Genomic DNA, 16239 nt, shown 5'->3' with positions numbered 1-16239 from the left:
TCACTCCTGACCATGCGCTACGAGCCACCTCTTCAAGACATCCAATTTATTCTGCATGAGGTGCTCAACGCGCCTGCTTGTCTGCAGTCCCTGCCCACCTTTGCCGAGGTGGATGCCGACCTGATGCACCAGGTGCTGGACGAAGCCGGCAAATTTGTCGGCGAAGTCATCGCACCCCTGAACCGCAGCGGAGACGAAGTGGGCTGCCAGTTTGCCAACGGTCAGGTCACCACGCCGCCCGGCTTCAAGGCCGCCTACCAGGCCTTCTGGCAGGCGGGCTGGCCCGCGCTGGCCTGTGCTGTGGAGGATGGTGGCCAGGGCTTGCCCGGGTTGCTGGAAGCCGTGTTGTACGAGATGCTCAGTGCTGCCAACCACGGCTGGACCATGGCACCGGGCCTGTTGCATGGCGCTTACGAGTGCGTCAAACACCACGCCAGTGACGAGCTTAAAACGCGTTACCTGGGAAAAATTGCCACCGGCGAATGGTTGGCCACCATGTGCCTGACCGAACCACAGGCGGGCAGTGACCTGGGCCTGGTACGAACCAAGGCTCAGCCACAGGCGGACGGCAGCTGCCGACTTAGCGGCACCAAAATTTTCATTTCCGGCGGCGAACATGACCTGACGGACAACATCGTCCACCTGGTGCTGGCCCGCTTGCCCGATGCGCCGCCCGGCCCCAAGGGCCTGTCACTGTTTCTTTCACCGAAGTTCATGCCAGACGGCGCACGCAACCCGGTGCACTGCGAGCGCATCGAAGAGAAAATGGGCCTGCACGGCAGCGCCACCTGCGTCATGCGTTTTGACGAGGCCACCGGCTGGATCGTGGGCGAGCCAGGGCGCGGTTTGAACGCCATGTTTGTCATGATGAACGCCGCGCGGCTGCATGTGGGCTTGCAAGGCATTGGGCTGTTGGATGCCGCCTGGCAAAAGGCCGATGCCTACGCCAAAGAACGCCGCCAGATGCGCGCACCAGTGCGTGGCACCTCAGCCGCTGAGGCTGACCTGATCGTGGAGCACCCCGCCATGCGGCGCATTCTGGACACCCAGCGCGCCTGGATCGACGGAGGCCGCGTGCTGGCCTACAAAACTGCGCTGGAGCTTGATGTCATCAAACACCACCCCAACAGTAAACGCAAGGCCGAGGCCGAGCGCTGGTGCAGCCTGGTGACACCGGTGCTCAAAGCGGCCTGGACGGCACAGGCGTTCAACGGTGCGAGCGATTGCCTGCAGGTGTTTGGCGGCCACGGCTACGTGCGTGAATGGGGCATTGAGCAGATCGTGCGGGATTCGCGCGTGGCCATGATTTATGAAGGTACCAACGAGATTCAGGCGATTGACCTGCTGGTGCGCAAGGTGTTGCCCGATGGTGGAGCGGGGCTGACCGCGTTGCTGCAGCAACTGTCCGACGACCTGGTTTGCTCTGAGGTTGCAGACAAGGCATTCCAGACGCAGGTCACGGTGCTGTGCGATCTGACGCGCCAGCTGGTTGCGGCCAGTGCGCTGGATCGGCAGTTGCCTTATTGGGTAGCCGATGACTATTTGCACGCCGTGGCCATGACTCTATTGGCTTGGGCCTGGTCGCAAATCAGGCCGGCCGTTCCAGCCGATGTGCAGGGCTCCGATGCTGCACGCTGGTTGCTTCCCGCGGCAGCGTTGCAACTCTGGATCCTACCGGGGTTCGCCATGCGCGTGCAGATAGTCGCAGACAGGCTCCCCTAGTTCGGCATGCTTGGCCAGTCACTGGATACATCTGGAATATGAGACACGTCTGCGCCCAGTCAAGGCGCGAATGGAATAGTTCGGTATCCTCTTCAGTTTTTTGCCGTTGAAATTCATGGACGAGATTACAAAGATATCTTTTGTAGAAGAAGTAGACACCAGTTATCTTGAAACCCTCATGGGCTACAACTCGCGCCGGGCGGCGTTGGCAATCATTGGCGTGTTTTTGGAGCGCATGGCCAAGTATGAATTGCGGCCAGTTGATTTTTCCGTGTTGTCACTTGTTAGCCACAACCCCGGGATCACCTCGCGCCAATTGTGCAATGCACTGGGTGTTTTAGCACCCAATTTGGTGGGCATGGTGACGGCACTTGAGAAAAGAGGCTTGATTACCCGCTGTCCTCATCCGCACGACGGTCGGGCTATGGGCCTGCATCTGACCGAAGACGGAAAGACCTTGCTCAAGGCAGCGGAAGAAACAGCCAGCAAGCTGGAGTTTGACTGCACCCCAAATTTAAGTTCCGCCGAGCGGAAAACCCTGATACGGTTACTGAAAAAAATTTACAAATAGACGACTTGTGCCATGAACGGCTTGTGAGTTTGACCTCTTAAACTTGACGCCAAATCACCCGTTTTTCGGCTTTCCCCGCCGCTAGGCCAATAAATAAGGCCCCTCATTCCGTTTCCAAATCATTTGCGCCTACAAAAATTGAATGTAATTTGGCTCCATGTCAATAAGGTAAATCCCTTAAGCAATTATGATGCATGGCACAAATCCTTTTCTATTTAACCGGGAGGGATGGTGATCAAAAGCGGAGTTTCCCCCTATGCGTACGTATTTCCTGGCGCCGACACAACCTAACGTCGGCCTGACCTCGGTTTCACTCGGTCTCTTGCGGGCGCTGCAGCGGCGCGGACTGAAAGTGGCGTTTGTCAAGCCGATCACCAAGCGCACGGCCGACACCGAACCTTCGGTCCTGTTCGCACGCAGCATCTGTCATCTTCAGAACACGCCCGACCCCTTGCCCATGAGTCTGGTGACACAACGCGTCAGCAGCGGCCAGACGGATGAGCTGCTTGAAGAGATAGTCAGCCTTGCCATGTCCTGCACCAAGGAGGCCGATGTGCTGCTGGTCGAAGGTATTCATGCGGATCCGAGCAGGATATTCATTCCGCGCCTGTCGGGTCAGATCGCCCGAAGCCTGCAGGCCGATGTGGTCCTGGTGGCCAGCGCCGCGGACGCGCAGGGCATCGCCGAGACCAACTACCTGATTGCCCAGATCCGCAATGTCGGTCGCAACGTGGTGGGAGTCATCTTCAACCGTGCTCCTGCGGACTTCGATGAAGCCGCCGCCGCCATGCAATTGGACGGCGTGCCGATCTGGGGCGTCGTCAAAAACAATCCGGCGCTGTCGGCGCCGCGCATGATCGACGTGGCCCGCCATCTGGGCGCTGAAGTCATGATTGAGGGCGACATCGCGACCCGGCGCATGCTTGAAACAGTCCTCTGCGGGCGCTCCGTGGCCGAAGTCATTCCGCGCCTCAAACCCGGCACACTGGTGGTCACTGCCGGCGACCGCGACGATGTGATACTGGCCACTGCGCTGGCGGCCAGCAACGGCGTTGAGCTGGCCGGCCTGATGCTGACCCACCACAGCGCCATCAGCCCGCGGATCGAACGCTTTGCCTCACTCGCCTTTCACAGCGGCCTGCCGGTGTTGCGCACCGACGGCGACAGCTATGAAACCGCCGCCAGTATCAGCCGCTTGCCCCTGGCGGTACCGCAGGACGATCTGGCCCGGATGGATAACGTGATCGAAAGCGTGGCCGAACAGCTTGATGGCAATATGATTTTTGCCGGACTGGAGCGTGCCGCACCGGCGCGCGTGTCGCCACCGGCCTTCCGCCACCAGTTGATTCAGAAGGCTCGGGCCGCCAACAAACGCATCGTGCTGCCAGAAGGCGACGAACCCCGCACGATCCGTGCAGCCGTTATTTGCACCGAGAAAGGTATCGCGCGCTGCGTTTTGCTGGGCAAGCGCAAAGTGATCCATTCGGTGGCTGACGCGCTGGGGATCGAGCTGCCAAAAGGGCTTGAGATACTGGAACCCAGTGAGATCGCCGAACGCTATGTGGCGCCCATGGTGGAACTGCGCAAGAGCAAAGGACTGACGCCCGGGCAAGCCCTGGTTGCATTGGAAGACACCGTCGTACTCGGCACCATGATGCTGGCAGTCGGCGAAGTTGATGGCTTGGTCAGCGGCGCGGTGCACACGACGGCCAGCACGGTGCGCCCTGCGTTGCAGTTGATCAAGACGGCGCCGGGTTCGTCGATCGTATCGTCCTGCTTCTTCATGTTGATGCCCGAGCAGGTCCTGGTTTACGCCGACTGCGCGATCAACCCCAATCCGACGGCCCAGGAGCTTGCCGATATCGCCAAGCAGAGCGCCGACAGCGCACTGGCCTTCGGCATCGAACCCAAGGTCGCGATGATCAGCTACAGCACCGGGGAATCCGGATCGGGTGACGATGTCGAGAAGGTCCGCACGGCCACCGCGCTGGCGCATGCCCGCTGGCCGGAGTTGGTGCTCGACGGCCCGATGCAATACGACGCTGCCGCCGTGCGTGAAGTCGGCGAGCAGAAGGCGCCGGGCAGCGCGGTTGCGGGGCAGGCGACGGTTTTTATATTCCCCGATCTGAATACGGGCAATACCACCTACAAAGCGGTTCAGCGTTCAGCGAAAGTCGTGTCGGTCGGTCCGATGCTGCAGGGCTTGCGCAAGCCGGTGAATGATTTATCTCGCGGCGCATTGGTCGATGACATTGTGTTTACGATCGCGCTCACAGCCATCCAGGCAGAGGCGATGGCTCGGCAATGAGGTGGCTCATCTTGAGCACGGCAAAAAAATCCATTCTCGCTTGACGCTGCATTGGCACAGGGCACCCGCGATGGGTCGATGGGTCTTCCTGTCGCTCATGCGATTGACTCGCGCTCTGGTCCTTCCGTCTGCTTCCAGTTCAGCCGCCAAAGGGGCATACTCACAGCGGCGGCGCTGATTTCCGCCCTCCAGAACAAGAGGCGATCAAGGGGTAACAATGGCCAGACAGAGCTTGCAGTGGACAAACATTCGGTGGAAGCGGTGGGTGGCGGGCGCGGCGGGCCTGCTTGCTGCCTATACGGTGGCCGGGTTTTGGCTGGTTCCGCCGCTGATCAAGCATCAGGTCCCCCAGTTTGGGCAGACCGAACTGGCGCGCCAGGCGACGATCGGCGAGGTTCGTTTCAATCCCTTCACTTTGCGCCTGGAGGCGCAGGATTTGCGCCTGGCCGAGGCCGATGGCACGCCGCTGTTCGCGGTCGGCAAACTCGCCGTGGCACTGCAATGGAAATCCCTGATCCGGCGTGCCTGGAGTTTTTCCGACATCCGCATCACCGCACCGAGCGCGAACCTGGCGATCGCGCCCGACGGCAAATTCAATCTCGCCGAGCTGCTGGCCACGCTTGAGCGTCGACCGCACGAAGCGTCCACCGACGCCAGCCTGCCACGCGTGATCGTCGAGCAACTCGCGCTGGAACAGGGCACGGTGGACATGCACGACCGGCGGGCCGGTTACGACAACACCTTTGCGCCGATCGATTTTTCGCTGAGCAATTTCAGCACCTTGCCGGAGCAGAACGACGCCCATACTTTCACGGCCCAGTCCGCGCGCGGCGGCAAGATGCGCTGGAAGGGCACTGCGTCGGTGAACCCGATCCGCGCCAGCGGCGAAGTGACCCTCGAAAACGCCTCGCTGCCGGAGCTGGCGGTTTATCTCAAGTCGTACACCCGTGCAAGGGTGGCAGCCGGGCAGCTTTCCGCCACCTTGCCGTACAGCCTGTCCTACGCGGACGGCAAGTTTGAAGCCAGCCTGGAAGGCGCCAAGGTGTCGCTGCGCGATCTGGCGCTGGCGCGCGAAGGCGTTACCGATTCCTTCGCCGCGCTGACGCGCCTGGACATCAACGACGTCAACGCCGATCTGGCACGCCGGCAGGTGACGGTGGGCGAGGTGCGCGCCGACGGCGGCAAGCTCAGTGTCAAACGCGACGCCAAGGGCGAACTCGATCTGACGAACCTCATGATCGCCAGCGCGGGTCCGGCGGCCTCGGGGCCGGCTGCCGCGGTGGCTGTCAACAACTGGAAGCTGGCGGTCAAGCAAGTGCTATTCGATCAGATGGCGGTCAGCGCGGTGGACGAAACGGCCAAACCACCGCTGAAGTTGAACGCGGGCAAAGTGCGGCTGCAGCTGCAAGTTGCCGCCGAGCAGGCAGGCGCCAACTTCCAGCTGAAGCTCTCGCAGGCTGCCCTTTCACTCGCTGGCCTGACGCTGGCCAGCGGGGCGCAAGCGCCGTTCAAGCTGGCGCAGCTGGGTTTCTCGGACGGCATGCTTGACCTCGCTGCCCGGCAGGCCAGCATCGGGCGCCTCTATGCCGAGGGCGGGCAACTGCAGCTCGTGCGCGCACGGGACGGAAAACTCAATCTCATGGAGTTATTGCCCCGATCCAGCGCGATCGGACCGCAGGCTGCGGCGGCAGCCGGCAAGCCATGGGTCGCCGTGGCCAAGACCGTGGAATTAAGCAAGTTCGGCGCCGATGTTGCGGATGAGGGCGCCGGCGTCAAGGTTCAGGTCACCGACCTTGCGCTGAAACTCGAAGGCGCCAGCAGCGATCTCAAGCAGACGGTCAAGTTCAACACCGACCTGAAGCTGCGCGAAGGGGGGCAGTTCACGGCACAAGGCAGCGTGGTCCCGGCCAACGGTGAAGTGCAGGCCGATGTGCGTCTCAAGCAGCTCGCGCTGGCGCCCTTGCAGCCCCTCCTGGCCCACTATCTGAAGTTGAAAATCGCCCGCGGCAATGTCTCCGCGCAAGGGCTGCTCACCACCGGCGCGGGCACAGCCAAGAGCCCGAGCCTGCGTTACGTCGGCGCGCTCAACGTTGCCGGGCTGACGCTCAACGAGGAGGACGGTGGCCTGTTCGCCGCGTGGAAGAACGCCAGCGCCGACAAGTTCACGGCCAGCCTCAACCCCAACCGGCTCGACGTCCCGGAATTGCGTATCGTCGAGCCCAACGCCACGCTGATCATCGAAGACGATCGCAGCTTCAATGCGGCCCGCTTGCTGGTGCAGCCCAATGCAGGCGCAAAAGTCGAGGTGCCGACTCAGGCCAAGGCTAAGGCCGACGACGACCCGTTCCCGGTTCGAATCCGGCGCCTGCGCCTGCAGAACGCCAAGCTGGACTTCACCGATCTCAGTTTGCGGCCGCAGTTCAGCGCCAAGATCTACGAGCTCAACGGCGTGATCAACGGACTCTCGTCGAACCGCGAGGCGCGCAGCCAGATCGAGCTTGACGGCCGAGTCGACGAGTTCGGCCTGGCGCGCATCCGCGGCGAGCTCAACCCGTTCGCGCCGCGCAACAACACCGACATCAACGTCGTGTTCAAGAATGTCGACATGGTGCCGGCCTCACCCTACAGCATGAAGTTCGCCGGCTACAAGGTCGCCGAGGGCAAGATTTCGCTGGACCTGCAATACAAAATACGCGACAGCCAGCTGGAAGGCGCCAACCAGATCGTCATCGACAAACTGACCCTGGGCGAGCGGGTCGACAGCCCCGATGCGCTCAAGCTGCCGCTGCAACTGGCAATCGCCATCCTCAAGGACAGCGAGGGCCGCATCGACCTCGGCCTGCCAATCTCGGGCAACCTCAGTGACCCGCAGTTCAGCTACGGCGCCATCATCTGGAAGGCCATCGGGAACCTGCTGACCAGGATCGTCACCGCGCCGTTCCGCGCGTTGGGCAGCCTGCTGGGCGTCAGCGGCGAGAAGCTGGAGTCGATCGACTTCGATGCCGGCAGCGACAGGCTGCTGCCCCCGGAGCGCGAAAAGCTCAAGCAGGTGGCTCAGATTCTGGGCAAGCGCGCGCAACTGAAACTCTCGGTGCCCGCACAGTACAGCGAAACAGCCGATGGCGCCGCCTTGCGGGCGGGCGCAGTGCGGGTCGAGATCGCCCGCCGTGCCGGCATCAAGCTCCAGGCAGGCGAAGAGCCCGGTCCGTTGAACCTGAGCGATCGCGCGGTGCGCGGCGCGATGCGCGACCTGTATGCCGAGCGCTTCGGCGAGGCGGAACTCGACAAGCAGAAAAAGGCAGCGGAAGGCGGCGGCGCTCCCGCTGCTGCGGCGAGTATGCCGGACACCAAGACCGCAGCGGCCCAGGCGAAATTGCCGCTCTGGCAGCGCGTCGGCAAGATGATCCAGGGCGAACCGCAGGTGGCCGATGCCAGTGCCTTCTACAACCAGTTGCAGGAGCGCCTGAACCAGAACCAGCCGCTGGCCGCCGATGCCCTGGCCAAGCTGGGTGCGCAGCGAGCCGAAGCGATTCTGGCAGCGCTCAAGGAAGCCGGCGTCGACCCCGCCCGCGCCGACGCGGCGGCGCCTGAGAAGGTCGAATCCGACATTGGCAAGCCGGTGCCGCTCAAACTGGGGCTGGTGGCGAAGTAACGCTGTGAACTTTTCCCAAGTCTCTGGTGAAAAGCGGCGCGCGCTCCGAGGCCTGCACAGCCATCGCTCACTTTTCATCAGACGCTCCGTCGGAGCCTATTCGTGCGCATCACTTCTCGTGGCATTTCTGGCAGGCAACCATGCCCAAGCCGAAGCGGTTGAGCTTGGGACGTTCCGAGCTGTGGGGCTCGTGACAACTGCCGCAATAGAATTTCTTGCCCGAGCGTAGCGGATCCTTCGCCTCTTTCTTTTCATCGCCCAGAGGATGCCCGGATCGCGTAAATCCGGCGACGACGTGGGGACCCTTCTTGATGTCGGGATGGCAGTCCAGGCACAGCGTCGCAGGCTCTTTCTTCAGGAGTCCAAGGTTGTCCGATGCATGGGGGTCGTGGCAGTCATTGCACTCGCCCGCCGCAATTGGAGCGTGAACTACTTTTCCTTCAAACAACTTCTTGTCATGGCAATTGGCGCACATCGCGGCGTTCTCGGCCGAGCGCTCTTTTGCGGTCTTGCTTCTGGACTTGTGCGGCACTGTGTTCAATTCGACTTCATTATGGCAACTGTTGCAGCCCATATGAACCGCCGCATGCACCACCTTCTTCTGTGCGACGGCGGCGTGACACTCAAGGCATGCTTTGTCTTTGTCTTTGTCCTTGTCCCGGTTCTGAGCCAGGACCGGCAATGCGAAAGTAAAGGTCAGAGCCAACGCCCATGCCAGGCTTGCCTTGAGACTAGGTGTATTTTTCATTCATTTTTCCGACTCGTGATCCTTCAATTACCCGCTATGCCTTTGTGCGCCCCTTGCTTCACGTTGGATGTTCCTGCTTTGTCACACTTTAATAAGACAAGCCGTTGTGGTCTTTCCCATGACAGGACAGGTAGCAGCGACCGCCGGTCGTGCCCACACGCTCCCAGCGAATGGCCTGCGCGCCACTCTTGGTTACAACACCAGTTTGGAAATTGATTAATCGGCTGTTGCTCAGAGCCGTGCCCTGGGTACTGCTGATGCCGTGCGGGTCATGGCAGACGTTGCAAGAGGTCGTCTCGCCAACAATGTGTTTGTTGTGTTCCTTGAAGCTACCCGCGCCAGTGCCAATAATGGCGGTCCGGCTGTGGCATTTGTAGCAAAGCGCATAGTTAGCGGCGCTTTCTGTCGCCGGATCGGTCACCACGTAGGAACGCTCCAGCAACAGTGGATTGGTGGAGCCGTGCGGGCCGTTGGGACCAGTGCCCCCGGTGTTTGGCCCCGCGTTGTTGTTGTGGCAGTCGCTGCAATTCATCACACTCGTTGTCGTCCAGGGCGCAATCAGGCTGGGGACCGTCTTGCCGGTTACCCCGGTCGCCTTACCAACGCCGGCAATCGGATGGTAGGACGGATTGGCAGTATCGAATTCCAGCCGCGTGTTGGTTTGCACGATCACGCGCGCGGTGCGCGATGCCGGCGTCCTGCTGGTGCTGTCACCATGGCAGCGCAAACAAATCTGGTACTCGGCCGTGACTGGGCTAACCGCCGCACCGCTGATGGTGATGCCGCGCACGTTGCTGAGTGAGCCCGGCAACGCAATCGGCGTGGTGCCAGGTGCAGAGCCGGCTGTGCTATTGGCAGAATGAGGGTTATGGCAGTCCTGGCATTCGACGTGAGCGGTCGTCATCAAGTTGGCTTCGCCCGCATCGTGCACATTCAGATAGGCGCCCACGCTGTGTTGGGAAGTTTTATTCAACTCAATCTGGATATTCTTGGCCGATGTCGCCACCGTGCCGCTGTGGCATACCAGGCAATTCGTTTCTTCCGTTGCACTGTTCAGCAGTTGCTGTCTGCCCGGCGCCGTGTGCGGCCGGTGGCAGCTCTCGCAGGCGTTGTTGGTGACGTTTTGGGGCGTATTCGTTGTGTGCAGCCAGGGATTGGTCCCCACGCCATTCCAGGTCTTGGTCGAGGTCTGGTGATCGCTGGCCGCCCAGTAGCTCTTGTTGTGGCAGTTGGTGCACAGTCCCGACTTGATGTTGCTCACCACCAGAAACTTGCCGTTGGCATTGTCGTGCGGACTGTGGCAGGAGGTGCACTGCATCTGCCCGCTGGCGTCGAGCTTCACGGCGCCGGTCGGGGTGCGCAGCTCTGTATTGCTGAGCACGCTCGAATAAAGAAAAGACACCGGATGGTCGTCTGACAAGTCAGTGCCGATGTAGCTTTGATCACCGAGGAGGAAATTATTTTTGCCGCCAGCTATGGCGATGTTGGCGGTGCGGCTGCTGACCTTGCCTAGCGCGATGGTTCCGTCATGGCAGCTCAGGCACAAGAGTGAAGCACCAGTCGGCTGGCCGGGGGCGGAGATTTTGCGTGTGCTGCTGGTGTAGGGCGTGTAGGAGCCGACCGGCTGGTCGCGGTTCCACAGCGGACCGGTGGCCCGTGAATTGTGTGGCACGTGGCAAAACACACAGACTTCGCCTTCAGATGTGGCCTTGATCGTGCCCGGACCCGTAGCCGACAGATTGTGCTTGTTGGCAACTATGCTCGCCGATTGAGCGGGTGCACCCGCCCAGAGCAGCAGGACCATTGTTGCCGCAGCGGCAAGCGCTGCGAACTGGTGCTTGATCACGACGGTCCTCCAATATAGCGAAATACCTGGACCCGCTGGTTGTACGAGTCGGCAATGTAAATCAGGTCGTTTTCATCTATGAAAATTCCGGCAGGCAGCCAGAACTCACCGCGATCATTGCCTATTGAGCCGACCGAGAGAAGGTATCTGCCTAGCACATCGAAAATTTGCAGCGCATTGTGCAACGCGTCGACGACGTAGACGTGCCCATGGCTGTCGGTGGCGACACTCTTCGGGCGTATGTTGTCACCCAAACCGTCACCCACTTGCCCAAAGCCACTCAGGTACTTGCCGTTACGGCTGAACATCTGAATGCGAAAATTGAGAGAATCAGTCACGTACAAGCGTCCGCCGCGATCAAACCAAATCATCGTCGGGTAATTGAACTGCCCGGCACCATCGCCGCGCGCACCGAAACTGAAGACCAAGGTGCCATCCGGCTTAAACACATTGACGCGATGTGCACCAGTATCGACAACATAGAGATTGCCATTGCTCTTGTCAAACGCGATTCCAGTGGGTTGAGCCATGTCCGGCAGCGCCAGCGGCGTCGCCATTGCGGCCCCGGGCTGAATCACCAGCACTTGGGCGCGGTTGGAATCGGTCAAGTACACCTCGCCCGCACTACCCAGTGCCAGGGCCACAGGCGAAGGCAAGGCCTGGCCGCCTTCACCGACGATCAGATCGTAGCGCGCCTTCGTCTGATCGAAACGGTGCACACCATTGGCACCAGGATCGGCGACAAACACCACACCGTTGTTCGTGACCACCGCCAAGGGTCGGATCAGCCGCTCTCCACGGGCACCGAAGAGCAGATCTCCCAGACGTTGGAAAAAACCCTTGCCAATGCTGAAATCATCCGGCTTGGAAAATTGCCTGACGAAGGTAATGCGCGGTGGATTGGGAAGGTCCGGCCACGCCAACGGCGCCTGATCCGCTGGCTTGGGCGGGAGCGGCGCGCAAGCGCCCAACACGCCTAGCGCAAGCAGCAGTCCCAGTGCCATGGCAAAGCGATAAGCGCGCGTCATGATCAAAAGTCTCTCCTTAATAACAGCTGTCCATAGGTGCGCGTTCTTTCGGCCAAGCCCTGGGCATCATGCACACGGGTCAGGTCGAGTGTCCAAAGCAGCTTGCGCTGGCGCCACTGTGCCCTGACCGATGCCGCCGAGCCTTCCCGCAGCTCCGGCGCGCCGGTATCACGGTGGCGACTCGCTTCGGCGGATAGATCGATGCCATAGCCGATGCGCGCCCATAGACGAATATCTACGGCTGTCAGCTTCACCGCTTGCAACGGGCTGTCTTCGTAGTTCACTTGCATTTGCCGAGCGCCTATGTGGATATTGCCGCTTCTGACCAGGGGCAAATCCGTCTGAACATACGCCTCAAGATTGGCGCGTCTGTAGGACGAGATGGTTTCGCGTCGAACTTCGCGCTCGGCACTGCCACCCAGCAGGAATTCCTGCGTTAGCAGCGATAGCGGAATGTCGGTGCGCGCACCGTAGAACGTGCTATTGACCGAGTTGAGCGGCGAAGTCGGCGAGCCGGACTCGAGTCGCGGTGTCGAAGCAAGGTGGCGCACGAAGAAGTTGAGGTAACTCTTGTACGACCAGCTCAGGCTGAGCGTGTTGTCAAGCTGGCTCGCCGCGTAACTGCCGCCACTTGAATAGTCATAGTCGATCAAGACCTCTTGTCCATCGAGAATATTGCCGCCTATCAGCCGCTGAATGCGCAACTCAAGGCCGATTTGGGACAGCAAATAATCGCCGCCTTCGACAAAGGTCTGTGTACGCGTCAGATTGGTGACTACCACTGTGCTGGCTATGATTTGCGGCTTGCTCAATGAAACGAAGCTTGTACTGCCCAAGGTCACATGCTCGCCGAGCATCTTTGTTTGCAGCGATGTTGCCTGCTGGTCGCGTTGACTATAGGAGACGTTGTAGCCCGCAGTCGCCTGGCCCAGTGGCAGCGTTTGCCGGTATTGGGCGGAGCCGTCAATCGCGTAGAAGGTCGAGCTTAGCTGGCTCGCTCTATTGACCTCGCCGCGCACTGCGAGTGCGCCAGACAGGTCGGGATTGACGCGATAGCTGAGCCCGGCGCTCGCCGCATTCAGGGTCATCGACTGACCATCCTGCCGACTGGCATTGACGTTGTATCGCCCGTAGGTCTGCAACTCCTCGGAGTGCCTTCCGCGCAGGTCGAGCCCGAAACTGGCGTCCTTCTGATTCGCCAGCGAGCCTTGGCCGCCCGTAAAGCTGCTCCGATTCAGCGCGACCGCATTGCTGAGCTCGTATTCGTTCGTCGACCCAAACTTCAGGCGCGTATCCAGGTTCGCCCTGTCGCTGGCGGAACGGCTGGCCTGAATCGGCAGGCCGGAGCTGCCGCTGGCAGAGTCCTGGCGCGTACCCACGAATTGAAACGTTGACCCACCCAACTTGCTTATGGTGGCATCCATCTTGATTCGTAACTGATCGATACGGTCATCCATGACCTGTTCAGCTCCTTTTCCCTGGCTCGTGGAGCGGGTGAGTTCCACTTGCATTGGCACCGGGGTAACCGGACTGAGCAGCGAAAAGGTTGCACCATACCTGGTATTTTCGTTGAACATCTGCTGTGCTGGACCCATGCTCTGGGTCTGGTTACTGCGGTCGTAAAAAAATGCTCCGGTATAAGGCTTGTCACGCAGGAATGTTGCACGCCCATTGAGGTTGAACATTTGCCGTCTTGCACTCGTTCCTACCCCGTCACCGCCGTCCTGGCTCTTGTCAATGATCGGGCCACCACCCAGATCGAGCAGCAGCAGGCTGGGGTGATAGATGTAGCTGTGCGTCATGAGGTAAATCTCCTCGCTCAGGTTCGACTGCGTGGCGCGCACCGGCGTGCCGCCGGCTGCCCCAACGCTGCTACTGTCATCGGTCAAATAGCGCGCCTTGACGTAGCCGTCTATCCCTATGATTCGAAACGGCGCAATCTCCGATGCGCTTTTGAGCCGCAAAGGCGCGCTGGCCTGGGCCCAGCAACTGCTCACTACGGGTAACAAGGCGACGCCGATCGCCAGGCGGGTAATGAGGCAGGCTGCCCGGTTGGGCATAGACTGATTCACGTTTGCGACCCGTATTGCGCGGCTGCGGTTCAGGTGGCAGGCGCCGTCACGGGACCGGTTTGGATTCGAGCTTCTCGTCCTGGGGATAGTCAACACCGGCCATTTTTCCGAAACCGAAGACGTCAACCTGGTTGGGCCCAAATTGACTCACGACCAGAATCAGGTGCTCGATGGAAAATTTGGGGTCTGCGAGGCTGCGAAACAGCGCCACGTTGTCGTAATCGATGGCAACACCTGCTGGCAGGTTGAGACCGGGCAAATCCCCCCCTGGCTGCCCGAAAGCCATGAGCACACGCCCCTGACCGTCGAAGATCTGCACATTCTGGAATGCCGCATCGCTGACGTACATGCGACCGGAGCGGTCCATCGCGATCCCCTTGGGCCGTGCAAACTGCCCCGGCGCCTGACCCGCTTCGCCGTAATGGCGCACGAACTTACCCTCGGGCGTGAAACGCGCAACGCGGAAGTTTCCGGTTTCGACAACATAGATGTCCCCGTCGCGGCCAACGGCAAGATTGGTCGGTTGATGCAATGACTTCTCTTTATCAACATCGGACTTGCCAAATTTGAACTGTAGTTTCCCCGATCGCTTGTCCAGCACCTGGACTTCATGGTGCTCGATGTCCACCACATACAGCCGATCGCCGGCAATCGCGACATCGACCGGCTTGAACTCATCCTTGCCGCCATAGGCTGCAAGATAACGGTCGCCCTTGTCATAGACCAGTACCTGATTACGCGCGGTGTCAGTCACGTACTTGGTATCGTCTGCGTCGATGGCTACATTGATGGGGCGCTGCATGCGTCCAGCACCCGACCCCGACATGAGTGAAAATTTTCTGGTTTTGAGGTCAAAAACCGCCAAGCCGGGGCCTCGACTATCGGCGACGTAGATCTTGCTATCGGACATCGCCACGCCGTAAGGACGCACCAAGGCGTCCTCGACTTTTTCTTCGCCGAGCAGAAAATCCTTGAGCCCACCACTTTCTTTGGCGGTTTCCAGATCGCGCGCGCTGGCAAAAGTGGCCAGATGCTGCACGCGCGGCGCATCCGGCGCTCGCGGGTAGAACACGGCCTCTTTTTGCAGCGGTGCTTTGGTAGGCTGCGTGACGCAGCCGGACAGCAGCATAAGCGCGCCGAGCAGTGCACTGAAAAATCGTAGTCGAGTAGGCAGGAACATGGTCGTTGATGAGTTGGGCATGAGCAGATTTATTGGCGGTGTATTCTGAACAAAGCGTGGGCATGCAAAGGAGGCAACATCAGAGGAGTCAAGGTCAAGGGTATGGAAAAGGCAACTAAGGAAGTCCCAAAAAAACCTCTCTTGCGGGGACTGTCAAGCGCTTGGGTAGCGTGTTGCTAGCCTCCCTCAACAGAAGGTTTTGATATCTACCCAACTGCACGGCCTGAGCGGCTTGTTCCGCCTTGGCCGTGCGAGCCGGGTCTAAACGCTTCGCGAGCCGCCTGTTTACTACTTGATGTGGCAAGTTGTGCAGAGCGCGCTACCCACTGTGGTAACTTTCAGCAGCTTGGCTTGCACTGCGGTTCCCGAGGTGCTGTTATGCACATCATGGCAGGAAGCGCACTCCACGGTGGCTGCCCCTGAGGCCCCGAACAGCATCTTGCTTTCAATCGTACCCACATTACCGGTGCCGATGGTTGCGGCAGTGCTAACGGCGCGCAAACCAGGGTCAGCCGTTACGAGTGCAGCGTTATATGGGAACCCGATTGGGTGGTCGTTGCTGAGGTCGGTGCCGAGCAAAGGTGCGCCCGTGACCATTTTGCTTCCGGTGGCGCCGCCAAAACTGTCGATCGCAACGGTGCCGTCATGGCAGGACAGGCAGAGCTTGGAAACGGCACCCGGTTGCCCCGTTGTGGCGTTCATTGTGGAACTGACTGTGGAGCTATATAGAGAGTAGGTTGCACCATTAGTAGCACGATTCCACAATAGCGTAGAACCGGTATTGTGGGGCGCGTGGCAATAGATGCAAACCTGAGTACTTGTGCCTTTGTAGGTCGCGTTGGGGCCTGTGGTGGAGAAATCGTGCACTGAACCAACGATGGTTCCGATGGCCGCCTGCGCCGATGTCGCGCCAAGCGTCAATAGCAGCGATGCGGCTGCCAGCCCGGCCCATTTCAAACATCTCAATTGGGATTTCATTTTGTGTTCCTTTTCCTTTGATCAAAAGTTGTTTCGACTATTTCCGTGGTATCCACTGTCTCCAACGCATAAGCCATGCCAGTAGCCCGCGTATCGGTTGAGCCATATCAACTTCTTCTCGGGATGGGGGACAA

Annotated in this window: 10 protein-coding genes; 4 read left to right on the top strand and 6 right to left on the bottom strand. The window is 60.1% G+C overall.

What is annotated here, in order from left to right:
- Nucleotides 1-12 precede the first annotated feature (12 nt).
- From RFER_RS01330 to RFER_RS01315, 4 genes are all read left to right on the top strand, one after another.
- Nucleotides 13-1722: an acyl-CoA dehydrogenase family protein gene (locus tag RFER_RS01330; protein ID WP_011462594.1), complete on the top strand. Its 1710-nt coding sequence runs from the start codon at nt 13-15 to the stop codon at nt 1720-1722.
- Between the two features lie 115 nt (nt 1723-1837).
- Nucleotides 1838-2293, top strand: coding sequence for a MarR family winged helix-turn-helix transcriptional regulator (locus tag RFER_RS01325; protein WP_011462593.1), 456 nt, complete (start codon nt 1838-1840; stop codon nt 2291-2293).
- A gap of 256 nt (nt 2294-2549) precedes the next feature.
- The gene (gene pta / locus RFER_RS01320) at nt 2550-4601 is read left to right on the top strand and encodes a phosphate acetyltransferase (RefSeq protein ID WP_011462592.1); all 2052 of its coding nucleotides are present in this window, start codon (nt 2550-2552) and stop codon (nt 4599-4601) included.
- A gap of 217 nt (nt 4602-4818) precedes the next feature.
- On the top strand, nt 4819-8253 hold the full coding sequence (locus tag RFER_RS01315; protein ID WP_011462591.1) for a DUF748 domain-containing protein: 3435 nt from the start codon (nt 4819-4821) through the stop codon (nt 8251-8253).
- 109 nt (nt 8254-8362) lie between these two features.
- Here RFER_RS01315 and RFER_RS23835 read toward each other — a convergent pair whose 3' ends face one another.
- From RFER_RS23835 to RFER_RS23255, 6 genes are all read right to left on the bottom strand, one after another.
- Entirely contained in the window at nt 8363-9001 is a 639-nt protein-coding gene (locus RFER_RS23835; protein ID WP_011462590.1) for a cytochrome c3 family protein, read from the bottom strand.
- 88 nt (nt 9002-9089) lie between these two features.
- Complete coding sequence (locus tag RFER_RS22865; protein ID WP_049765595.1) at nt 9090-10847, bottom strand: cytochrome c3 family protein; 1758 nt, start codon at nt 10845-10847, stop codon at nt 9090-9092.
- The gene (locus RFER_RS01300) at nt 10844-11875 is read right to left on the bottom strand and encodes a 6-bladed beta-propeller (RefSeq protein ID WP_011462588.1); all 1032 of its coding nucleotides are present in this window, start codon (nt 11873-11875) and stop codon (nt 10844-10846) included. Before RFER_RS01300 ends, RFER_RS22865 begins: the two co-directional genes overlap by 4 nt.
- Before the next feature lie 2 nt (nt 11876-11877).
- Nucleotides 11878-13935 (bottom strand): hypothetical protein, encoded by a 2058-nt coding sequence (locus RFER_RS01295; RefSeq protein WP_011462587.1) that lies wholly within the window; start codon nt 13933-13935, stop codon nt 11878-11880.
- Between the two features lie 58 nt (nt 13936-13993).
- Nucleotides 13994-15148 (bottom strand): NHL repeat-containing protein, encoded by a 1155-nt coding sequence (locus RFER_RS01290; protein WP_011462586.1) that lies wholly within the window; start codon nt 15146-15148, stop codon nt 13994-13996.
- 267 nt (nt 15149-15415) lie between these two features.
- A complete protein-coding gene (locus RFER_RS23255) occupies nt 15416-16105 on the bottom strand; it encodes a cytochrome c3 family protein (RefSeq protein ID WP_011462585.1) in 690 nt (229 codons plus the stop codon).
- Between the last annotated feature and the right edge of the window lie 134 nt (nt 16106-16239).

The sequence above is a fragment of the Rhodoferax ferrireducens T118 genome (genome assembly GCF_000013605.1).
GTDB lineage: Bacteria > Pseudomonadota > Gammaproteobacteria > Burkholderiales > Burkholderiaceae_C > Rhodoferax > Rhodoferax ferrireducens.
Note: the sequence above shows the minus strand (reverse complement) of the source record. Positions and strands in the feature narration are given on the sequence as shown.